Here is a 25,046-nt window from a genome sequence, read left to right as displayed (position 1 = left end):
CTCCGGACGCCCCTGCCCGTACGTCGCCAACAACGCCTGCGCCTCGATCGGATCACCCAGCGTCGTACCCGTACCGTGCGCCTCCACCGCGTCGATCCGCTCCGGTGCCAACCGTGCGTTGGCCAGGGCCTGCCGGATCACCCGCTGCTGGGACGGACCGTTCGGCGCCGTCAGACCGCTGCTGGCCCCGTCCTGGTTCACGGCGGAGCCGCGGACCACGGCCAGCACGTCGTGTCCCAGCCGGAGGGCGTCGGACAGCCGCTCCACCACGAGGACACCGGCGCCCTCGGCCCAGCCGGTGCCGTCCGCGCCCGCGGCGAAGGACTTGCAGCGTCCGTCGAAGGACAGACCGCGCTGACGTGAGAAGTCCACGAACGTGCCGGGGGTCGCCATCACACTCACCCCGCCGGCCAGGGCCATGGTGCACTCGCCCGACCGCAGCGCCTGCACCGCGAAGTGCAGGGCGACCAGGGAGGAGGAGCACGCCGTGTCGACGGTCACGGAGGGTCCTTCCAGGCCCAGCGTGTACGACACCCGGCCGGACAGGACGCTGCCCGAGTTGCCCGTGCCCAGGTAGCCCTCCACGCCTTCGGGAAGGGAGTGCAGCGTGCTGATGTAGTCGTGGTACATCAGGCCGGCGAACACGCCCGTCCTGCTGCCCTTCAGCGACGTCGGGTCGATCCCCGCTCGTTCGCACGACTCCCACGCGACCTCGAGGAGCAGGCGCTGCTGCGGGTCCATCGCCAGCGCCTCGCGGGGCGAGATGCCGAAGAATCCGGGGTCGAACTCCCCTGCGTCGTGCAGGAATCCGCCCTGACGGACATAGGACGTACCGGACCGGTTCGGGTCCGTGTCGAAGACTCCGTCGAGGTCCCAGCCACGGTTGGTGGGGAACGGCGATATGCCGTCCCCGCCCGACGCGACCAGGTCCCACAGCTTCTCGGGGCTCGTCACCCCTCCCGGGTACCGGCAGCTCATGCCCACGATGGCGATGGGCTCCCGCTCCCGGTCCTCCATGTCCCGCAGCCGACGGCGAGTCTCACGCAGGTCCGCCGTGGCCCGCTTGAGGTAGTCGAGGAACTTCTCCTCGTTCGCCATGGGGTGTCACTCCTTGCAAAAGGGTCGATCGGGAAGGGGCTGGGCGGGCTCGGGTCGTCAGGAGGTTTCGAGCTCGTCGTCCAGCAGGTCGAAGAGCTCGTCCGCCGTGGCCTCTTCGAGGCTCCTGACACCGCCGTGCTCATCGGAGCCGTCGCCGTCGTTCCAGCCGGCCATCAGCCCGCGCAGCCGTTCGCTGACCTTGACGCGGTCGGCGTCGTCGGACGGCACACCGGCGAGCGTCGCTTCCAGCCGGTCCAGTTCGGCCAGCAGCGAGAGTCCCGACACCGTTCCGTCACCGACGAGTTCGTCCCGCAGGTACAGGGCGAGCGCCTCGGGGGACGGGTGGTCGAAGACGAGCGTCGAGGGCAGCCGCAGCCCGGTCACGGTGTTGAGCCGGTTGCGCAGCTCCACGGCGGTGAGCGAGTCGAAGCCGATCTCGAGGAAGCCCCTCGTGACGACGACGGCGGCGGAGGAGCTGTGGCCCAGTACGTCGGCGATCGCCGTGCGCAGTGTGTCGAGGAGGATGCCGGTGCGCTCCGCCCCGCCCGCCGCGGTGAGACGCTCCTTCAGCAGGGTGACGGATTCGGCCGCCCGGCCGCTCTTCTCCGCCGCGGGCCTGGCGGGCAGCCGGATCAGACCGCGCAGCAGCGGAGGCATCGCGTCGGCGCGTATCTGTGCCGTGTCGGTGCTCAGCCGGGCCGGCATGAGGGTCGGCCGGCCCGTCGTGCGCGCGAGGTCGAACAGGGCGACGCCCTGTTCCTGGGAGAGTGGCACGAGTCCGGAGCGGGCCATGCGTGCGATGTCGGCGGAGTCCATCCGGCCGGCCATGCCGCTCTCGGCCCACGGTCCCCAGGCCAGTGCGGTCGCGGGCAGGCCGCGGGCGTGCCGGTGCTGGGCGAGGCCGTCCAGGAAGGCGTTGGCAGCCGCGTAGTTGGCCTGTCCCGGGCCGCCGAAGGTGCCGGCCGCGGAGGAGAAGAGGATGAACTCCGTGAGGTCGGACCGCTCGGTCAGCTCGTGCAGGTTCCAGGCGGCGTCCACCTTGGGGCGGAGCACGGCGGCGAGTCGTTGCGGGGTCATGGACGCCACGACACCGTCGTCGACGACACCCGCGGCATGGACGACCGAGGTCAGGGGGTGCGCTGCGGGAACGGCGCCGAGCACACCGGCCAAGGCCGTCCGGTCGGCGGCGTCGCAGGCCGCGAAGGTGACGTGCACACCTGACCGCGTCAGCTCCGCGGCCAGTTCCTCGGCCCCGGGTGCGGCTGCCCCGCGGCGGCCGACGAGCAGCATGTGGCGCGCACCGCGCTCGGCGAGGCGGCGTGCCACCAGGCCGCCCAGCACTCCTCCGGCGCCGGTGACCAGTACGGTTCCGTCGGGGTCGATGTCCCCGGATCCGGTGGGCTCGGTGGCTTCCACCCGGTTCAGCCCGGGGGCGTGGACCTGTCCGGCGCGCAGGGCCAGTTGCGGTTCACCGGTGGCGACAGCGGTGGCGAGGTTACGGGCCGACAGGTCGGTGTCGTCGAGGTCGACCAGGACGAACCTGCCGGGTGCCTCCGACTGTACGGAGCGGAGCAGGCCCCAGACCGCTGTCTGCGCGAGGTCCGTCACGTCCTCGCCGTCGACGGAGACCGCTCCGCGTGTCGCGACGACCATCAGGACGTCGGTGAAACGGTCGTCGCCCAGCCACGTCCTGACGGTGTCCAGGACCTCGGCCGTGCGGTCGTGGGTGCGCCGCACCGTCGGTTCGTCCGACGTAGGCGGCGCGAGGGACAGCAGGACGGCCGGCGGCAGTACGGGGGCCGCTGCCAGGTCGTCCGTGTCCGGGTGGACGTCGACTCCGACGCCTGCCGCGGCGAGTCCGAGGTGGTCCGCACCGAGTACCGCCCAACGGGCGTCGGGGAGCTCCCTCTGGAGGGGTGCGGGCGACCAGCCGAGGCGGAACAGCGAGTCGTGGTGGGTGGGCCGGCGCGCTCCGTCGAGTTGTGTGGCCGTGACGGTGCGCAGGACCAGGGACTCGATCGTCGCGACCGGTTCACCGGACGGGCCGGCGAGGGTGAGCGAGACGCCGTCGGCGTCCTTGGGGGTGATCCGCACGCGCAGGGCGTCGGCGCCCGCCGCGTGGAGCGTCACGCCGTTCCACGCGAACGGGAGTCGGTTGCGCCCCACGCTGTCGTCGTCGGACGAGTCGTGCGAGGTGCTGAGCCCCATGGCGTGCAGGGCCGAGTCGAGGAGGGCCGGGTGCAGGCCGAACCGTCCGGCCCCGGGCTCGGTCGCCTCGGGCAGTGCCACCTCGGCGAAGACCTCCTCGCCGAGCCGCCATGCGGCGTGCAGGCCCTGGAAGACCGGCCCGTAGGCGTATCCGATCGACGTGAGGTGGTCGTAGAGACCCTCGACCGGTACGGCGACGGCGCCTTCGGGGGGCCAGACTGTGAGGTCGTCCCGCCGTTCGCCGTCTCCGGCGGCCGACAGGGTTCCGCTGGCGTGGCGGGTCCAGGGGTTCTCGGGACCGTGTGGGTCACGCGAGTGGATCTCCAGGGTGCGGCGGCCCGACTCGTCAGCCGGTCCGACCCACAGCTGGAGTGCGACGGATGCCTCGTCGGACAGGACGAGCGGGGCCTCGATGACGAGTTCCTCGACGTGCCCGCAGCCGACCTCGTCGCCCGCTTCCACGGCCAGTTCGACGAACGCGGTGCCCGGCATCAGGACGGTGCCCATGACGGTGTGGTCGGCGAGCCAGGGGTGGCTGTCCAGCGCGATGCGGCCGGTGAACAGGTAGGCGTCGCTGTGGCCGATCTGGACCGTGGCGCCCAGCAGCGGGTGGTCGGCCCGGCCGAGTCCGGCCGAGCGGACGTCCCCGGCCGCGCCTTCGCCGCGCAGCCAGTAGTGGCGGTGCTGGAAGGCGTAGGTGGGAAGTGCGACGTTGCGGGCGTCGCTGCCGGCGAAGTACCCCGGCCAGTCGACCGACGCGCCGCGCACGTGCAGTCCGGCGAGGGCGGTCAGCAGCGTCAGGGGTTCGGGCCGGTCGGGCCGCAGCGCCGGTACGAAGACCGTGTCACCGTCGGTGGCACAGTCCTGCGCCATGGCGGAGAGCACGCCGTCGGGACCCAGCTCCAGGAAGGCGGTCACCCCCTGGTCCTGCAGGGTGCGTACACCGTCCAGGAAGCGGACGGTGCCTCGTACGTGGCGCACCCAGTAATCGGGGTCGCAGATCTCGTCGGCGCTCAGCACGGCCCCGGTCACGTCGGAGACGACCGCGAGAGTGGGCTCGTGGAACGTGAGGCCTTCGGCGACCGCGCGGAAGTCCGCGAGCATGGCGTCCATGTGCGAGGAGTGGAAGGCGTGGCTGACGCGCAGGCGCTTCGTCTTGCGGCCCTGAGCCGCGAAGTGCCCGGCGACGGCCAGCACGCCGGTCTCGTCGCCGGAGACGACGGTCGAGCGCGGGCCGTTGAGCGCCGCGATCGACACACCGTCGGTCAGCAGGGGCAGCACCTCCGCCTCCGCCGCCTGGAGCGAGACCATCGCACCCCCGGCGGGCAGCGCCTGCATGAGCCGGCCCCGGGCGGCGACGAGCGCCGCCGCGTCCTCCAGCGACAGCACACCCGCCACATGGGCGGCCGACAGCTCACCGATCGAGTGTCCGAGCAGGTAGTCCGGCTTCACCCCCCACGAGCGGACGAGCCGGTACAGCGCCACTTCGAGCGCGAAGAGTCCTGACTGCGCGAAAAGTGTCCGGTCCAGCAGGTCCCCGCCGTCGAACACCACCTCGCGGACGGGCCGGTCCAGATGACGGTCCAGCTGCGCGCAGACCGCGTCGAAGGCGTCCGCGAACGCGGGATACGTGTCGTACAGGGCGCGTCCCATACCGGACCGTTGCGCTCCCTGACCGGAGAACAGCACCGCGGTCCTGCCGGGCGTCTCCGTACCCCGCACGAGTCCGGGGGCGGTGCCGTCGGCGGCGAGGGCGGTGAGTCCTTCGAGGAAGGCGTTTCGGTCCTCCGCGACGACGACCGCGCGCCGCTCGTGCACGGACCGGGTGGTCGCCAGGGTGTGTGCGACGTCCAGGAGGCTGAGATCCGGGTCGGCGAGTACCGCGTCGCGCAGCCGTTCGGCCTGGGCGCGCAGTGCGCCCTCGTCCCGCGCGGACACGGTCCACGGCAGCGGTACGTCGACGGCGGGCGTGCGGGGTGCGGCGGCCGGCTCCGGTGCCTGCTCCAGGATGACGTGAGCGTTGGTACCGCTCACGCCGAACGACGAGACGCCGCACCTGCGGGGGTGCCCGGTCTCCGGCCAGTCCCGCCGCTCGGTGAGCAGTTCCACGGCACCGGAGGCCCAGTCGACGTGAGTGGACGGTTCGTCGATGTGCAGGGTCTGCGGCAGCACGCCGTGGTGCAGGGCCATCACCATCTTGATGACTCCGGCGACACCGGCCGCGGCCTGGGCGTGGCCGATGTTGGACTTCAGGGAGCCCAGCAGCAGGGGCCGGTCCGCCGGACGGTCCTGTCCGTACGTGGTCAGCACGGCCTGTGCCTCGATGGGGTCACCGAGCGTCGTGCCGGTGCCGTGTGCCTCGACGGCGTCGATCCGGTCGGCGGTCAGACCGGCGTTGGCGAGGGCCTGGCGGATGACGCGCCGCTGTGCCGGGCCGTTGGGGGCGCTGAGGCCGTTGCTCGCACCGTCCTGGTTGATGGCGCTGCCCCTGACGACCGCCAGGATCCGGTGACCGTTGCGTTCGGCGTCGGAACGGCGCTCCAGGAGCAGGATGCCCACGCCTTCGCCCCAGCCGGTGCCGTCCGCCGCCTCGGCGAACGCCTTGCACCGGCCGCTGGACGACAGTCCGCCCTGTCGGCTGAACTCGGCGAACACGGCCGGGGTGGCCATCACCGCGGCGCCGCCCACCAGGGCCATCGAGCACTCGCCCTGGCTCAGGGACTGGGCGGCCAGGTGCAGGGCCACCATGGACGACGAACACGCCGTGTCGATGGTGACGGCGGGGCCCTCGAGCCCGAGCGAGTACGCGATCCGGCCGGACAGGACCGCGGTGGCGGTTCCGGTCAGCAGGTAGCCCTCGACTCCCTCCGGCGGCTGGTGGACGTCACTGGCGTATCCCTGGGACGAGGCTCCGACGAAGACACCGGTCCGGCTCCCCCGTGCGGACGACGGGGCGATGCCGGCGCGTTCGAAGGCCTCCCACGACGTCTCCAGCAGCAGCCGCTGCTGCGGGTCCATCGCCAGCGCCTCACGGGGTGAGATGCCGAAGAAGTCCGCGTCGAACGCGCCCGCGCCGTGGAGGAATCCACCGGCGGGGGTGAACGCCGGAGCGCTTCCGTCGTCGGCCCCCCGCCCCCAGCCCCGGTCGACGGGGAAGCCCGAGACCGCATCGGTGCCGGTGACGGCGAGGTCCCACAGCTGCTCGGGCGTACGGACGTCCCCGGGGAAGCGGCAGCCCATACCGACGATCACGATCTGGTCGTCGTCGAGGACGGCGACGGCAGGGACGCCGGTGGCCGTCTCGTCGCCCTGCCCCGAAGCCTCGGCGAGGAGGTGACCGGCCAGTGCGGTCGCGGTCGGGTAGTCGAAGACCACGGTGGTGGGGAGACGCAGTCCGGTGGCCCCGTTGAGCCGGCTGCGTACCTCCACGGCGGTCAGCGAGTCGAAGCCCAGTTCGCGGAAGGCGCGGTTGGCCTCCACCGCCGACGCGTCGGCGAAGCCCAGCACGGAGGCGGCCTCGGACCGCACCAACTCCAGGACGAAATCAGAACGTTCGCTCTCCGGCAGCGCGGTGAGCCGCTGCTGGAACGCGGAGAGATCGCCCATTCCGGCGGCCTCGCTCTCGGCGGCCGCCGCCAGCACACGGCGTACCTCCGGCAGGTTCTCCAGGAGGGGGCTGGGCCGGGTCACGGTGAAGGTGGGCGCGAAACGCTCCCACTGCACGTCCGCCACGGTCAGCATCGTCTCGCCGGAGCCCACCGCTTCCTGCATCGCGTCGATGGCCAGCTGCGGGTCCATCGCCGGCAGGCCTCGCCTGCTCAGGATCTCCTCCGCCGAACCCCTGGCCATACCGGCGCCGCCCCAGGCGCCCCACGACATCGCGGTGGCGGCCAGCCCGGCAGCTCGCCGCTGCTGGGCCAGGGCGTCGAGGTATGCGTTGGCCGCGCCGTACGCGCCCTGGCCGCCGCTGCCCCAGACGCCGGAGATCGAGGAGAACAGGATGAACGCGTCGAGCTGTTCGTCGCCGAAGACCTCGTGCAGGTGCGCCGCGCCGAGGACCTTGGCCTCGAGCACGGCGGCGTACTCCGCGGGACTCGTCTCGGTGATGACGCCGAGCTGGCCGACACCGGCGGTGTGCACGACTGCGGCGACCCGGTCCCCGGCCGCACGCAGCGTCCGTACCGTCGCGGCGAGCGCGTCACGGTCGGTCACGTCGCACGCGGCCAGAGTCACCCGGGCGCCCAGGGCCGTCAGTTCCTCCCGGAGATCCTGCGCGCCTGGAGCGTCGGCGCCGCGACGGCTGGTGAGTACGACGTGCTCGGCGCCCTCGCCGATCAGCCTGCGGGCGACGAACGAACCGAGGGCACCGGTGCCACCGGTGATCAGTACGGTGCCCCGCGGAGTCCACCTGTCCCCTGCTGTGCCCGCGGCCGAGCGGGCTCGTTGCAGCCGGCGGCCGAAGGCGCCCGATGCCCGGACAGCGACCTGGTCCTCGGCGTCCTCGCCGCCGGTCAGCACGCCACAGATCCGGGTCCAGGCGCGGTCGTCCAGGACGGCGGGCAGGTCGATGAGACCGCCCCACCGGTCCGGGTGCTCCAGTGCGACCACCCGGCCGAAGCCCCAGTGCATGGCCTGGTCCGTGCGGACCTGGCCGTCCGAGCGGCCGACGGAGACCGCGCTCCGGGTGAGACACCACAGCGGGCCGGACCGGCCCGCGTCGCCGAGCGCCTTGACGAGCTCGACGTCGGCGGCGAGTCCCGCCGGGATCACCGGGTGCTGCGGGTCGGGCCCTGCGAGCAGCGACAACAGGGACGCCACCCCTGCCACGTCGGGCAGGCCGGCCAGCCGGCCGGCAAGGAGCTCGCGGTCCGCTCCCGCAGGGACGGTGAACACCGAGACGTCGGCGCCGTGGCGGGCCAGACCGCTCGTGGTCGCGTGCACGGTTTCGTTGTCGGTCTCGGATTCGGGGACGACGAGCAGCCAGGTCCCGGACAGGGAAGCGGCCGGCAGGACCGTCAGCGGCTGCCATGTCACGCGGTAGCGCCATGAGTCGACCGTCGAATCGTTGCGCTGCTGCCGCCGCCAGGAGGACAGCGCGGGCAGTACGGTGCCCAGCGCGGAGCGCGAAGCGTCGTCCAGCGCCAGGTCGGCCGCCAGCGCATCCGCGTCACCGCGCTCGACGACGTCCCAGAACCGGGCGTCAAGCGGATCGGCCTCGCCCGCCGCGACAGAGGCCGTCTGTGCTTCAGGCCAGAAGTTCTGGTGCTGGAAGGGGTAGGTGGGCAGGTCGACACGCTGGGCCCCGGTGCCCGTGAACAGGGTCTTCCAGTCGAGCTCGACGCCGTTGACGTGTGCCTCGGCCAGCGACGTCATGAAGCGCCGGGCCTCGTCCTCGTCCCGCCGCAACGTCCCCAACGCCACCGCGTCACTACCGGCCGCCTCGAACGTCTCCTGCAGACCGAGCTGAAGCACCGGATGCGGACTGACCTCTACGAACACACGCTGCCCGGCTTCGATCAGGGTGCGGGTCGTCTCCTCCAGGAGCACCGTCCGGCGCAGGTTGGTGTACCAGTACTCACCGTCCATCCCCGCCGTGTCCAGCAACTCACCCGTCACCGTCGAATACAGCGGCACCTCCGACGTACGCGGAGACAGATCCGCCAGCACCTCCAACAGCCGGTCATGGATGCGCTCCACGTGCGCACTGTGCGACGCGTAGTCCACATCGATGCGCTTGCAACGCACCTCATCCGCCTTGCACACAAGGAGCAACTCGTCCAGCGCGTCACCGTCACCGCTGACGACCACCGACGACGGACCGTTCACCGCCGCCACCGAAAGCCGGCCCTCCCACGCGACCAGCCGCCCCTCCACCCTCTCCGCCGGCTCAGCGACAGACACCATGCCGCCCAGACCCGACAACTCCACGATCGCCCGGCTCCGCAACGCCACCACCCGCGCACCGTCCTCCAAGGACAGTCCACCGGACACACACGCAGCAGCGATCTCACCCTGCGAATGCCCCATCACCGCGGCAGGCACCACGCCAGCAGCACGCCACACCTCGGCCAACGACACCATCACCGCCCACAACACCGGCTGCACCACATCGACCCGGCCGAAACCAGGAGCACCCGACTCACCACGCAACACATCCACCAACGACCAGTCCGTGAACGGCTCCAACGCCGCACCGCACTCCGCCAACCGCTCCCCGAACACAACCGAGGACTCCATCAACCCCGCAGCCATACCCACCCACTGCGACCCCTGCCCCGGAAACACGAACACCGGACGCACCACACCATCAGCGACACCCCGCACCACACCCGGGCCCGACCGCCCCTCCGCCAGGGCCTCCAGGCCGGCCACCAGTTCTTCACGGACCGAGGCCCCGACGGCGGCCCGGTGCGTGAACCTGGTACGCGCGGTGGCCATCGACCACGCCACGTCATGCAATGCCACGTCCGGATGACGGTTCAGCAAGCCGAGCAGACGGGCCGACTGCTCCGCCACCGCGTCGGACGACTTCCCGGACAGTACGAACGGCAGCGCGTCCCCGCCCAGCGGCGGAGTGCCTTCAGTGCTCGGCTCGGGAGCGTCGTCGGCGGGCGCCTGCTCGACGATCACGTGCGCGTTGGTACCGCTCATGCCGAAGGAGGACACGCCCGCCCGTCGGGGCTCGCCCGTGCCCGGCCACTCCATCTGCTCCGTGAGCAGCTCGACGGCTCCTGCCGACCAGTCCACCTGGGAGGACGGAGTGTCCACGTGCAGGGTGCGCGGCAGCGTCCCGTGCCGCATCGCCATCACCATCTTGATCACACCGGCCACACCGGCCGCAGCCTGCGAGTGTCCGATGTTCGACTTCAGCGCTCCGAGGCGCAGGGGCCGGGCCGCGGGGCGGCCCTGGCCGTATGTCGCCATGAGCGCCTCGGCCTCGATCGGATCGCCCAGCCGGGTGCCGGTCCCGTGCGCCTCGACGGCGTCGATGTCCTGGGCCGACAGACGGGCGTCGGCGAGTGCCTGGAGGATGACCCGTTGCTGCGAGGGGCCGTTGGGCGCCGTCAGACCGTTGGACGCACCGTCCTGGTTGACTGCGGTGCCCCGGACGACCGCGAGGACGTCGTGGCCGTTGCGGCGGGCGTCCGAGAGCCGTTCCAGGAGCAGTACACCGACGCCTTCGGACCATGCGGTGCCGTCGGCGGTCGCGGCGAACGACTTGCAGCGGCCGTCCGCGGCGAGGCCGCCTTGGTCGCTGAAGCCGTAGAAGGCGCTGGGAGTCGACATCACGGTCGCTCCGCCCGCCAGGGCCAGCGAGCATTCGCCGGAGCGCAGGGCCTGCACGGCGAGGTGCAGAGTCACGAGCGAGGTGGAACAGGCGGTGTCGACCGTGACGGCCGGCCCTTCCAGACCGAGCGTGTAGGCGATGCGCCCGGAGACGACGCTCGCCGAGGTGCCGGTCAGTACGTAGCCGCCGGTTCCTTCCGGGGGCGGCTGCAGCAGCATCGAGTAGTCCTGGCCCGTCGTGCCCGCGAATACACCGGTACGACTGCCCCGGAGCGTCTCCAGGGGGATGCCGGCGCGCTCGATCGCTTCCCAGGAGGTCTCCAGCAGCAGCCGCTGCTGCGGGTCCATCGCCAGCGCCTCACGCGGCGAGATCCCGAAGAACGCGGGGTCGAAGCCGCCGACGTCGCTGAGGAAGCCGCCCTCCATGGCGAACGAGGGCCCTGCCGGGTCGGTGGCGTCGCCGAGGCTTTCCCAGCCGCGGTCCAGGGGGAATCCGGATATGGCGTCGACGCCCGAGGCAGCCAGCTCCCACAGGTCCTCGGGGCTGCGCACACCGCCCGGGTACCGGCAGCTCATGCCGACGATCGCGACAGGCTCCGAGTCGGCCGCCTCGACCTCCTGCAGACGCTGACGGGCCTGGTGCAGATCCGCGGTGACCCACTTGAGGTATTCCCGCAGCGTCTCTTCGTTCGCCATTCAATCCCACCCCTGAGCAGACAGCACTTAATAGCGATGGAGGACCGATAAAGGGGTGGAACGTCAGACGACGTCTCAGCTGTCAACGGATAGAAATGTCCTCGGAAATTAGATTCCCGAGGCGACGCAACCCTTCACCCAAAGCCTTTGCATGACGATCCATGAATATCGATACGGCCTGGCAATGACGTCGACATTCCAGCAGATCAACTCGCAATGCGAAGCTATTCGACCCCCCTTGGCCGCACAACCCCTACGGGTCTCCCCCCGCCCCCTAACGGACCTCCCCTCATCCCTGGCCCCAGCGGCGCGCACCACGGCCGTTGCCGCCCTCGGGCTCCCGGCCCCGTAGGAGCAGGGGTACGTCCGGCCGCAGTCCGGTCCCGCGAACACCACGGCCCCGGCGTGGCGGCAGTTCGCGCGCCACACCGGGGCCGTGACCGTCAGTTCGAGCGCCCCAGTTCGTTGTTGATGAAGTCGAATATCTCGTCGTCGGAGGCGGATTCGAGTTTGTCGGTCACATCCGCCGGGTCCGCCTCGGCCGCCCCTCCTTCGGACCACTTGGCCAGGAATGCCTGGAGGCGCATGGCGACCTTCGCCCTGGTAAGGGTGTCGGGCTCGTTCTCCGCAGTTGCAGCCTCCAGCTTGTCCAGCTCCGCGAGCAGCGACGCCCCTGTGGTGTCCGAGCCGAACCGGAGCTCCGCGTGCAGGAAGCCGGCGGCGGCGACAGCACTCGGGTAGTCGAAGGCCAGCCCGGCGGGCAACCGCAGACCCGTGGCCCGCGTGAGCCTGTTGCGGAGTTCCACGGCTGTCAGCGAGTCGAACCCGAGCTCGCGGAACACCCGGCCCGGGCCGACCTCCTCGATGCCCGCGTAGCCCAGTACGGCGGCCGCGTGGGTGCGTACCAGACGTGTCAGTTCCGCCTCCCGGTCCGCTTCGGAGAGTCCCGCGAGATGCTGTCGCAGCTCCTCGGCCGCGCCCTTGTCGACGCCTTCGCCCTCGGCGTCACGGCCCAGTGCCTCCACTGCCTCAGGCAGATCGGCGAACAGCGCGCTGGGCCTCATGGCCGTGAACGACGGTACGAACCGCGCCCAGTCCACATCGGCCACCGTGAGCAGCGGATCGTGGTCGGTGACCGCGCGCCGCAGGACGGTGAGCGCCAGCTCCGGCAGCATCGCGGGCAGGCCCCGCAGCCGGAGCTGTTCCTCGGCCGCCGCGTCCTCCGGAGTGGCGGACGCCGACTCGGCCCACGGCCCCCAGGCCACCGAGGTGGCTGCCAGACCGCGCGCCCTGCGGTTCTGCGCCAGACCGTCCAGGTAGGCGCCCGCCGCGGCGTACGCCCCCTGGCCGCCGCCGCCCCAGACTCCGGCGATGGTGGAGAAGAGGACGAACGCGTCCAGTCCGGTGTCGGCGAACACCTCGTCGAGATGGGCCGCGCCCACCATCTTGGCGGTGAGCCGTCCGTCGACGTCGTCCATACGGAGAGCGTCGAGCGGGGTGAGCTGGTTGCCGCCGACCGTGTGCAGCACGGCACGGACCGGGTTGCCCCCCTCGGTGAGCTCGCGGACGAGCGCTTCGAGTGCCTTGCGGTCGGCGACGTCGCAGCGGACGACGAGTCCACGCCCGCCGAGCTGCGCAACCGCCTCCGCCGCCGCTTCGGCGCCTTCCGGAACCATCAGCACCACTTGGTCGGCCTCGGTGCCGGCCAGCCAGCGTGCGGCGCCCGAGCCGAGAGGCGTGGAGGCGTCGGTGACCAGCACCGTCCCCCTGGGCTCCCACTCGGGTCCGGCCGTGGGGGCCGGCACCCGCTCGATGCGCGGGACGAACGCTCCGGAGGAACGCACAGCGACCTGGTCCTCCGCACCGTCACCCGTCAGCAGGGCGACCACGCGGCCCGCAGCCCGCCCGTCCGTCGTCGGGGGGAGGTCGATCAGACCGCCCCACCGGTGGGGCTGTTCGAGTCCTGCGACCCTGCCCAGGCCCCACAGCTGCGACTGCTCCGGGTCGGGTGCCGCGTCGGTACGGCTCACGCTCACCCCTTCTCGGGTGACACACCACAGAGGAGCCGGGACGTCGGCGTCGCCCAGAGCCTGGACGAGGCTCAGGTTCGCCGCCGTCGGGCTGTGGGTCAGCGCCAGCAGGGAGACGACGCCGACGAGTTCCCCGTGCCCGGCCGCCCGGTTGGCCAGCTTCTCGGCGAGGTCCTCGGCCGGCACCGACCGATTCGGCTGGCCACTGCCCACCGTCAGCAGTTCGACGTCGCCGCCGTGTTCACGCAGGCCGGTGACGACCGGGTGGTCGTGGTGTTCCTCCGCCGCCACGACCAGCCAGGTCCCCGATGCGGCCGCCGCGCCGGTGGCTGTGACCGGCTTCCAGGTGACCCGGTAGCGCCACGCGTCGACGGTGGACTGCTCACGGGACTGCCGACGCCATGACGACAGCAGGGGCAACACCGTGCTGAGCGGCTGGTCGGCGGAGAGCCCCGAGCCCTCGACCAGTCCGCTCAGGTCCTCCTGTTCAACCGCTGCCCAGAACCGCTCGTCCAGGGCGGACGTTCCTCCGTCAGCCGCGGATTCCTGGCCGGCCGGCTCAGGCCAGTACTGCTGCCGCTGGAAGGCGTAGGTCGGCAGCTCGATGCTCCGGGCGCCGGTTCCGGCGAAGAACCCCGGCCAGTCGACGGTGACTCCCCGTCCGTGCAGGCCGGCGAGCGAGGCGACCACGGTGGCCGGCTCGTCCCTGTCCTTGCGCAGGGCTGGAATGAACTCCGTGCCCTCCGGGGTGACGCAGTTCTGTCCCATGGCGCAGAGCACCCCGTCGGGGCCCAGCTCCAGGAAGGTCGCGACTCCCAGGTCCTCCAGACCTCGCATTCCTTCGAGGAAGCGGACGGCCTGACGGACGTGCCGCACCCAGTACTCGGGGTCGCACAGTTCCTCCGGCCCGGCTGTCCGGCCGGTGACGTTGGAGACGATGGCGATGCCGGGCGGGTGGAAGGTCAGGCCTTCCGCGACCGTGCGGAACTCGTCGAGCATGGCGTCCATACGGGGCGAGTGGAACGCGTGACTGACACGGAGCCGCTTCGTCTTACGGTCCTGCGCCTCGAAGTGGCCGGCGATCGCGAGGACAGCGTCCTCGTCACCGGAAATCACGGTCGCGGAGGGCCCGTTGAGGGCGGCTATCGATACACCGTCGGTGAGCAACGGCAAGACTTCGTCCTCCGTCGCCTGGAGGGACACCATCGCCCCACCGGTCGGCAGATCCTGCATCAGACGACCACGAGCCGCCACCAGCTTCGCCGCGTCCTCCAGCGACAGCACCCCCGCCACGTGCGCGGCGGACAGTTCACCGATGGAGTGCCCCAGCAGGTAGTCCGGCTTCACACCCCACGCCGACACCAGACGGAACAACGCCACCTCGAGCGCGAACAGCCCGGCTTGAGTGAACTGCGTCTGGTCCAGCAGCTCACCACCTTCGAACACCACATCACGGACAGGCCTGTCCAGATGACGGTCCAGCTCCGCACACACCGCGTCGAACGCGTCCGCGAACACCGGGTAGGACGCGTACAGCTCACGGCCCATACCCGACCGCTGCGCACCCTGACCCGAGAACAGCACCGCTACCTGTCCGTCGACCTCCTGGTCCACCGTCACCTGCGCATCGGCACCGCCTTCGGAGAGGGCCGTGACACCGCGCAACAGCGCGTCTCGGTCGGCTCCGCTGACCACAGCACGGTGTGTGAGCGCCGCGCGGCCCGTGGCCAGAGTGAACGCCACGTCGAGGGGCTCGAGTTCCGGACGTCGCAGCAGGTGCGACCGCAGGAGCCCGGCCTGAGCAACCAGGGCTCGTTCCGAGCGGCCCGCCAGCACCCACGGCAGAACCGGCGGAGCGATGACGGCGGCGGTGGCCGGGGCGGGAGGTGCCTGTTCGATGATCGTGTGGGCGTTGGTGCCGCTGATCCCGAACGACGACACCCCTGCACGCCACGGCTCGTCCGTCTCCGGCCAGCCGACCGACTCGGTCAACAGCTCGACGGCTCCTGCCGACCAGTCCACCTGCGAGGACGGACTGTCGACGTGCAGGGTGCGCGGCAGCGTCCCGTGCCGCATCGCCATCACCATCTTGATCACACCGGCCACACCGGCCGCAGCCTGTGTGTGCCCGATGTTCGACTTGATCGACCCGAGCAGCAGCGGCCTGCCGTGGCCGCGCTCCTGGCCGTAGGTCGCCATGAGCGCCTGCGCCTCGATCGGGTCGCCCAGCCGCGTACCCGTACCGTGCGCCTCGACCACGTCCACCTGGGACGCGGAGAGACCCGCCGAGGCCAGCGCCTGCCGGATGACGCGCTGCTGGGCCGGCCCGTTCGGGGCCGTCATGCCGTTCGACGCGCCGTCCTGGTTCACCGCCGAGCCCCGTACGACCGCGAGCACCTCGTGACCGTTACGCCGCGCGTCCGACAACCGCTCCACCAGCAGCATGCCGACACCCTCGCCCCAGCCCGTGCCGTCCGCCGCGTCGGCGAACGCCTTGCACCGGCCGTCCTCGGCGAGACCGCGCTGGCGGGAGAACTCGATGAACGCGCCGGGTGTCGACATCACCGTGACACCACCGGCCAGGGCGAGTGAGCACTCCCCCGCCCGCAGCGCCTGAATCGCCAGGTGCAGAGCGACAAGCGACGACGAGCACGCCGTGTCCACCGTCACCGCCGGTCCCTCCAGGCCGAAGGTGTACGACAGCCGTCCCGAGACGGCGCTTGCGCCGTTGCCGGTCCCCATGTGGCCCTCGGAGTTCTGGGCCGACATGAACAGCAACGCCGAGTAGTCCTGGCCGTTGGTCCCGGTGAAGACGCCGGTGCGGCTTCCGCGCAGGGAGGCAGGGTCGATGCCGGCCCGCTCGAACACCTCCCACGACGTCTCGAGCAGCAGCCGCTGCTGCGGGTCCATCGCCGTGGCCTCGCGGGGTGAGATCCCGAAGAAGCCCGGGTCGAACTCCCCCACGTCGTGCAGGAATCCGCCCTCCGACACGTAAGAGGTACCGGAGTGGTCCGGGTCCGGGTCGTACAGCGAGTCCAGGTCCCAGCCCCGGTTGACCGGGAATCCGGACACTCCGTCGGCGCCTGCGGCGAGCAGCTCCCACAGCTCTTCCGGCGAACGCACGCCTCCGGGGAACCGGCAGCTCATCCCGACGATCACGATGGGATCGTCGGCGTCAGTCGCTGCCACGGCCGTGAAGGAGTCGGCCCGCTGGAGTTCGCCGCCGAACAGCTCGGTACGCAGATGCTCGGCCAGGACCGTCGGCGTCGGGTGGTCGAACACCATGGTGGCGGGGAGCGTCAGCCCCGTCTCCTTGGCCAGACGGTTACGGAGTTCCACGGCGGTCAGCGAGTCGAAGCCCAACTCGCGGAACGTGCTCGCCGCAGTGACCGACTCGGTGCTCGGGTGCGCCAGCACGACGGCAGCCTGCTTGCGTACGAGTTCCAGCAGTGCCCGGGTCCGTTCGCCTCCGGTGGACGTGGCCAACCGGTCCCGCATGGCTGACGCGGCGTCATCCGCCGGCGCCGAAGCCTTCTCCCGCAGTTCGCGTACGTCGGAGAGCTCCGCGAGGAGCGGGCTCGGGCGGAGCGCGGTGAACGCCGGGGCGAAGCGCGCCCAGTCGACGTCGGCAACGGTGATGAGGGAGTCGCCCTCGGACAGCGCCTGCTGCAGAGCCGCGACAGCGCGCTCGGGAGCCATCGCCGGCAGTCCGCGTCGCAGCAGATGCGCCTCGGCCTCGCCCTGTGCCATCCCGCCCCCGCCCCACGGCCCCCAGGCCACCGAGGTGGCGGCCCTACCGCGGGCACGACGGCTCAGCGCCAGGGCGTCGAGGTGTGCGTTGGCCGCCGCGTAGGCGGCCTGCCCCCCGCTGCCCCACACGCCCGCGATCGAGGAGAAGAGGACGAACGCGTCGAGCGTCGTGTCGGCGTCGTCCTCCGTGAACACGGCGTCCAGGTTGACCGCTCCTGCGACCTTGGCGGAGAGGACGGCCTCCAGGCCGTCGGCGTCCAGTTCCGCAAGCGGATGCGAAGCGGCCGCTCCGGCGGTGTGCAGCACGGCCCTCACCGGTGATCCGGCGGCCCTCAGGCCGTCAGCCAGTTCGATGAGTGCGGCGCGGTCGGTGACGTCGCACGAGGCGACGGTGACAGCCGCTCCGAGTGCGACGAGTTCGTCCCTGAGTTCCGAGGCGCCCGGGGCGTCGATGCCCCGGCGGCTGGTGAGTACCAGCCGCTCGGCACCGTTGCGGGCAGCCCAGCGGGCCACGTGCGCTCCCAGAACGCCCGTACCGCCGGTGATCAGGACAGTCCCCCGTGGCGTCCACGGGGACCCCTGTCCGGTACCGGGTGTGCGGACGAGCCGTCGTACGTACACACCCGATGCCCGGACGGCGATCTGGTCCTCGGTGTCGATACCCGCCAATGCCGCGCAGACGCGTCCCACGGCACGGTCGTCCAACACCTCGGGGAGGTCGATCAACCCGCCCCAGCACTGCGGGTGTTCCAGTGCGGCGACCCGGCCCAGCCCCCAGGCCTGCGCCTGCGAGGGAGTGACCGTTCCGTCCGACCTGCCCACCGACACCGCGCCACGGGTCAGGCACCACAGCGGAACCGTCCCGCCCACGTCACCCAGGGCTTGGACGAGGGTCAGAGTCCTGATGACCTCGGCACCCACCGCCCCTGCGGTGGGTTCGTCCTCCGCCGTCGGCAGTGCCACCACCCCGGCGAGTTTCGGGTGGCCGGCGAGTATGCCGGCCAGCTCGTCCCGGCCGACGGTGCAGGCGAGCGGAAGGTGGATGACGTCGGCGCCGTGTGCGCGGAGCCCGTCGGTGACGGGGTGCGTCACGTGGTTCTCCGGTGCGACCACCAGCCAGGTGCCCTGCAGCGCGGGACGCGGGACGGCGGAAACGGGCTGCCAGGTGGCGCGGTAGCGCCAGGCATCGACGGTGGAGAGGTTGCGGCTCTGCCGACGCCACGAGGACAGTACGGGCAGCATCGCCTCGAGCGGTGCCAGCTCGTCCGACCCCAGGGCCGCCCCGAGCGCCGCCGCGTCCTCCTGCTCCACGGCGTCCCAGAAGGTCGCGTCGAGGGACGATGCGGCTTCCGGGGCTCGCTTGCCGCCCATGAGGAGCGCCCCGCCTTCGGGCCAGTACCGCTCGCGCTGGAAGGCGTAGGTGGGCAGCTCGACGCGTCGGGCACCGGTACCTGTGAAGTACGCCGCCCAGTCCACGGCCGACCCACGCACGTGGAGTTCGGCGAGCGCGGTGACCAGGGTCGTAGCCTCGTCGCGGTCCTTGCGCAGTACCGGGACGAACGCCGAGTCCTCGACACAGTCCTGCCCCATCGCGGACAGCACCCCGTCCGGACCCAGCTCCAGATACCTGGTGACGCCCTGGTCCTGAAGCGCCCGCATCCCGTCGACGAAGCGGACGGCCTCGCGGACGTGACGTACCCAGTAGTCCGCCGAGCACATCTCGTCACCCGACACGACCAGCCCGGACACGTTGGAGACGATGGCGGTCTGCGGGGCTCGGTAGGTCAGAGTCTCCGCGACCGTACGGAAGTCCTCCAGCATGGCGTCCATGCGGGGCGAGTGGAACGCGTGACTGACACGAAGCCGTTTCGTCTTGCGGTCCTGCTCCGCGAAGTGCGCGGCGATCATGAGGACAGCGTCCTCGTCACCGGAAATCACGGTGGCGGAAGGCCCGTTGAGCGCGGCGACAGATACACCATCGGTCAGCAGCGGCAGGACCTCGTCCTCCGACGCCTGGAGGGACACCATCGCCCCACCGGTCGGCAGATCCTGCATCAGACGGCCACGAGCCGCGACCAGCTTCGCCGCGTCCTCGAGTGAGAGCACCCCCGCCACGTGCGCGGCCGACAGCTCACCGATGGAGTGCCCCAGCAGATAGTCCGGCTTCACACCCCACGCCGACACCAGACGGAACAACGCCACCTCGAGCGCGAACAGACCCGCCTGCGTGAACTGCGTCTGATCCAGCCGCTCACCACCCTCGAACACCACATCCCGGACAGGCCTGTCCAGATGACGGTCAAGCTCCGCACACACCACGTCGAACGCATCCGCGAACACCGGATACGCCTCGTACAACTCACGACCCATACCCGACCGCTGCGCACCCTGACCCGAGAACAACACCCCGGTTCGACCCGACGAGACCGTGCCCCGGACCGTCACGTCCCCGATGACCACCGCACGGTGAGTCATCGCCGCACGCGTCGTCGCCAGCGAGTACCCGACGTCCGCCGGTGAGTGCTCCCGGGCAGACGCCGAGAGCCGTTCCAGCTGTGCCGAAAGACCTGCATCGGACTTCGCGGACACCACCCACGGAACGACCGGCAAGGAGACCGCGGGCTCGTGGCGCTCTTCGACGACCGGTGTGTGCTCGACGATCACGTGGGCGTTGGTCCCGCTGATGCCGAACGACGACACCCCCGCCCTGCGCGCCTCGCCGGTCTCCGGCCAGGCCACCGACTCCGTCAGCAACTCCACCGCACCCGCCGACCAGTCCACCTGAGGCGTCGGCGCGTCGACGTGCAGGGTCTGCGGCAGCACACCGTGCCGCATCGCCATCACCATCTTGATCACACCGGCCACACCTGCGGCAGCCTGCGTATGACCGATGTTCGACTTGATCGAGCCGAGCAGCAGCGGCCGTCGTCCCTCCGACCGCCCCTGCCCGTACGTCGCCAGCAGCGCCTGCGCCTCGATGGGGTCACCCAGCGTCGTACCCGTACCGTGCGCCTCGACCGCATCCACCTGCGCCGGGTTGAGACCGGCGTTGGCCAGGGCCTGCCGGATGACCCGCTGCTGTGAAGGACCGTTCGGTGCCGTCAGACCGTTCGACGCACCGTCCTGGTTCACCGCCGAACCCCGCACCACCGCCAGCACCTGGTGCCCGTTGCGCCGCGCGTCCGACAGCCGCTCCAGCAGCAGCATGCCCACGCCCTCACCCCAGCCGGTGCCGTCGGCGCCCGCGGCGAAGGACTTGCACCGGCCGTCCGCGGCCAGTCCACGCTGGCGGCTGAACTCGATGAAACTGCCCGGTGTGGCCATCACACTGGCGCCGCCGGCCAGCGCCATCGAGCACTCGCCCGAACGCAGGGCCTGCGCGGCGAGATGCAGCGCCACCAGGGAGGACGAGCAAGCGGTGTCGACCGTTACAGCGGGTCCCTCGAGGCCGAGCGTGTAGGAGACACGACCGGACACGACGCTGCCGGACGTGCCGGTGGCGAGGTACCCCTCGACACCCTCCGGGACGGTGGCCAGCTGAGCGACGTAGTCGTGATACATCAGCCCGGCGAACACGCCGGTGCTCGTGCCGCGCAGCGACGCCGGGTCGATCCCCGCCGACTCGATGGCCTCCCAGGAACCTTCCAGCAGCAGTCGTTGCTGCGGGTCCATGGCGAGGGCCTCACGCGGCGAGATCCCGAAGAAGCCCGGGTCGAACTCCGCCGCGTCGTGCAGGAAACCGCCTTCGCGGGTGAAGGAGGTGCCGGGGTTGTCCGGGTCGGGGTCGTACAGCCCTTCCACGTCCCAGTTCCGGTCCGTGGGCAGGCCGGTGATGCCCTCGTTGCCGCCGGCCACCAGCTCCCACAGCTTTCGGGGCGATTCGGCACCACCCGGGAACCGGCAGCTCATGCCGACGATGACGACCGGGTCGTCCTCGGTGCCGGTCACGGTGGGCCGACTGATGACGGCCCCCGCCTGCACGCCGACGATCTCGGTCCGTATGTGGTCGGCCATCGCGAAGGGGGTCGGGTAGTCGAACACGAGGGTGGCCGGCAGACGCAGCCCCGTGGCCGCGCTCATCCGGTTACGCAGTTCGACGGCGGTGAGGGAGTCGAAGCCCAGCTCGGTGAACGCCCGCTCCGGCTGCACCGCCTCGCCCGAGTCGTGCCCGAGCACGGCGGCCGCCTGGGCCCGTACCAGATCCTGCACCAACTGGTGCTGTTCGGCCTCGGGGAGGGCGAGGAGGGTACGTCCGAACGATGCGGAGCGATCGGTGCCGGAGTCCGCCTGCCGCCGGTTCGGTACCCGGACAAGACCCCGCAGCATCAGCGGAGTCATCTCAGGCCGTAGCCGCAGAGCAGCCATGTCGACCCGGATCGGCACCAGCACGGCTTCGTCGGCCAGGCCGCCGGCCAGGTCGAAGAGCTCGAGCCCCTGCTCCGAGGACAACGGCGTCAGACCACCCCTGGCCATCCGCCGCAGATCACCACTGTCCAGCTGTCCCGTCATCGCGCTGGCCTGCGCCCACAGACCCCAGGCCAGCGACTGACCGGCGAGTCCTTCCGCACGCCGTGCCTCGGCAAGGGCGTCGAGGAACGCGTTCGCCGCGGCGTAGTTCGCCTGACCGGAACCGCCGAACACACCGGCGGCGGAGGAGAAGAGCGTGAACATCGAAAGATCCATGTCACGGGTCAGCTCGTGCAGGTTCCACGCGGCGTCGACCTTGGGCCGCATCACCGCGGCCAGCCGCTCCGGTGTCAGCGAGGACACCACCCCGTCGTCCAGCACACCGGCGGTGTGCACGACACCCGTGAGGGGGTGCTCGGACTCGACGCGGTCCAGGGCCTGGGCCAGTGCCCCGCGATCCGCCACGTCACACGCCGCGAAGCGTGCCTGCGCCCCCGACTCGGCCAGTTCGGCCACGAGTTCGGCCGCTCCAGGAGCGTCCGCGCCTCGACGGCTCAACAGGAGCAGGTGCCGCACGCCGTGCTCGGCGACCAGGTGACGTGCCACCACCCCGCCCAGAACCCCGCTGGCACCCGTCACCAGCACGGTGCCGGACGGTTCGACGAGGGCGGGTGCCTGCCCGACGGGCAACGGCATCCGTGCCAGCCTCGGCACGAACACCTCGTCCGCGCGCACCGCGGCCTGCGGCTCACCCGAGGCCACCGCCGCCGACAGACCGGATTCCTGGCCGTCATGATCCACCAGCACGAACCGTCCGGGGTTCTCCGACTCGGCCGTCCGCACCAGCCCCCACACAGCGGCCTGCACGGGATCGGGCGAGTCGCAGAACACCGCGCCCCGCGTCACCACCACCAGCCGAGCGTCGGCGAACCGCTCGCTCGCCAGCCACTCCTGCACCATTTCCAGTGCCCGGACGGTGAGTTCCTGCGTACGGGACGCCATGTCACCGGAAGGAGAAGCGGAAGCGGCGAACGACACCGCCACCACATCCGGCACCTCGTCCATCGAGGCCAGATCCGCATACCGCACCGTTCCGGGGAGGAACTCGGCGTCCCCGATGACGGCCCAGGCGCCCTCCGGCCTCTCGGCGTTCGGAGCGCCGCCGACCGGTTTGACGGACCATTCCACGCGGAACAGCGAGTCGGCGTGGGCGTTGCCGCTTCCGCGCAACTGCTCCGGCGAGACCGGGCGCAGCGCGAGCGATTCCACCGAGGCGACGTGCGATCCGGCTCCATCGGCCAGCAGCAGCGACGCTCCCGATCCCTCACGGCGGACCCGGACCCGCAGGAGCTGTGCTCCCACTGCCGACAGGGACACGCCGGTCCAGGCGAACGGCAGGCCCACTGCTCCCGCCGTTCCGTCCGAGTCGGGGACCGCGGCGAGGCCCATCGCGTGCAGTGCGGCGTCCAGGAGTGCCGGATGCAGCCCGAAGCCGTCGACCTCGGCCTCGTCGGGCAGGGCCACCTCCGCGTATACGTCGTCACCCTGCCGCCACGCGGCCCGCAGCCCCTGGAACAGGGGGCCGTACTCGTACCCGGCATCGGCGAGCGATGCGTAGAGCGTGTCCACCGCGACGGCCTGAGCTCCGGTCGGCGGCCAGTCAGCAAGGCCGTCCGTCGCCTCCGCACCGGTGGCGAGTATGCCGCCGGCGTGCCGTGTCCATGCCTCGTCCGAGGCGTCGGCGGGGCGTGAGAACACCGTGATCTCGTGTCGGCCCGTCGGGTCGGCCGCGGCCACCGCGACCTGGATGACGACCGCGTCGTGGTCGGCGATGAGAAGCGGTGCCTCGATCATCAGCTCTTCCACCAGGTCGCAGCCGACCTGGTCGGCGGCTTGCAGAGCGAGTTCCACGAAGGCTGTGCCCGGCAGGAGGACCGAGCCCCACACGGCGTGGTCGGCGAGCCAGGGGTGAGTCTCGATCGAGACCCTGCCCGTCAGAACCACCCCGTCTGTGCCGGCCAGGCCCATCGCGCTGGACAGCATGGCGTGGTCGAGGGGCTTCAGCCCGGCCGAGGAAACATCCACGGCACCGTTTCCGGCGGAGGGGTTCAGCCAGTAGCGCTGATGCTGGAAGGCGTAGGTGGGCAGGTCGACGTGCTGGGCCCCGGTACCCGCGAACAGTGTCTTCCAGTCGAGCTCCACCCCCTGCACGTGTGCTTCGGCGAGGGAGGTCATGAAGCGCCGGGCCTCGTCCTCGTCCCGCCGCAACGTCCCCAACGCCACCGCGTCACTACCCGCCGCCTCGAACGTCTCCTGCAGCCCCACGGCCAGCACCGGATGGGGGCTGACCTCGACGAACACACGATGCCCGGCTTCGATCAGGGTGCGGCTCGTCTCCTCCAGGAGGACCGTCCGGCGCAGGTTCGTGTACCAGTACTCGCCGTCCATCCCCGCCGTGTCCAGCAACTCACCCGTCACCGTCGAATACAACGGCACCTCCGAAGCACGCGGCGACAGATCCGCCAGCACCTCCAACAGCCGGTCATGGATGCGTTCCACGTGCGCACTGTGCGAGGCGTAGTCCACATCGATGCGCTTGCAACGCACCTCATCCGCCTTGCACGCCAGGAGCAGCTCGTCCAGCGCGTCGTCGTCACCGCTGACGACCACGGAGGACGGACCGTTCACCGCCGCCACCGAAAGCCGGCCCTCCCACGCGACCAGCCGCCCCTCCACCCTCTCCGCCGGCTCCGCGACGGACACCATGCCGCCCAGACCCGACAGCTCCACGATCGCGCGGCTGCGCAACGCCACCACCCGCGCACCGTCCTCCAAGGACAGCCCACCCGCCACACACGCAGCAGCGATCTCACCCTGCGAATGCCCCATCACCGCAGCAGGCACCACACCAGCAGCACGCCAGACCTCGGCCAACGACACCATCACCGCCCACAACACCGGCTGCACCACATCGACCCGGCCGAAACCAGGAGCACCCGGCTCACCACGCAACACATCCAGCAACGACCAGTCCGTATGCACCGACAACGCCGCCGCACACTCCCGCATGCGCTCCCCGAACACGACCGAGGACTCCATCAGCCCCGCAGCCATACCCGCCCACTGCGACCCCTGCCCCGGAAACACGAACACGGGAGCCACCGCACCATCAGCGACACCCCGCACCACACTCGCCCCGGGGCGCTCATCGGCCAGTGCGCCCAGAGCCGAACCGAGCTCATCGGCACGTGCGGCGACGACCACCGCACGGTGCTCGAAGCGCGACCGTCCCATCGCCAGCGACAAGCCGATCCCTGCGGGCTCCACCCCGGAACCGGCCGCCAGCATTTCGCTCAGACGCGCGGCCTGGTCCCGCAGCGCGGCTTCCGACTTCCCGGAGAGGACGAACGGCAGTGCCTCCCCGCCCAGCGGTGAGACCTCGTCCGTCTGCGTCGCGGCACCATCACCTTCGACGGGTGCCTGTTCGAGGATGACGTGCGCGTTCGTGCCGCTGATCCCGAACGACGACACCGCGGCACGCCGCACCTCGCCCGTCTCCGGCCACGCCAC

Annotated in this window: 2 protein-coding genes and 1 pseudogene; all 3 read right to left on the bottom strand. The window is 71.2% G+C overall.

The genetic code is table 11. The annotated features are described in order from the left end of the window. Window positions 1-1,098: pseudogene (locus ABZ441_RS32575) on the bottom strand (beta-ketoacyl synthase N-terminal-like domain-containing protein); the annotation flags it as partial. Window positions 1,099-1,155: 57 nt separating this feature from the next. Next, window positions 1,156-11,289 carry a type I polyketide synthase gene (locus tag ABZ441_RS32570; protein ID WP_358980858.1) on the bottom strand — a complete coding sequence of 3,378 codons (10,134 nt, stop codon included), beginning with the start codon at window positions 11,287-11,289 and terminating at the stop codon, window positions 1,156-1,158. A 443-nt stretch (window positions 11,290-11,732) separates the two neighbouring features. Continuing rightward, a complete protein-coding gene (locus ABZ441_RS32565; protein ID WP_358980856.1) occupies window positions 11,733-25,022 on the bottom strand; it encodes a type I polyketide synthase in 13,290 nt (4,429 codons plus the stop codon). Window positions 25,023-25,046 lie beyond the last annotated feature (24 nt).

It is taken from the genome of Streptomyces sp. NPDC005752 (assembly GCF_040630715.1).
In the GTDB taxonomy this organism is placed as follows: domain Bacteria; phylum Actinomycetota; class Actinomycetes; order Streptomycetales; family Streptomycetaceae; genus Streptomyces.
Note: the sequence above shows the minus strand (reverse complement) of the source record. Positions and strands in the feature narration are given on the sequence as shown.

Coding starts and splice junctions, on each gene's coding strand:
- ABZ441_RS32570 (WP_358980858.1), bottom strand. CDS start 11,289: ATGGCGAACGAAGAGACGCTGCGGGAATACCTCAAGTGGGTCACCGCG.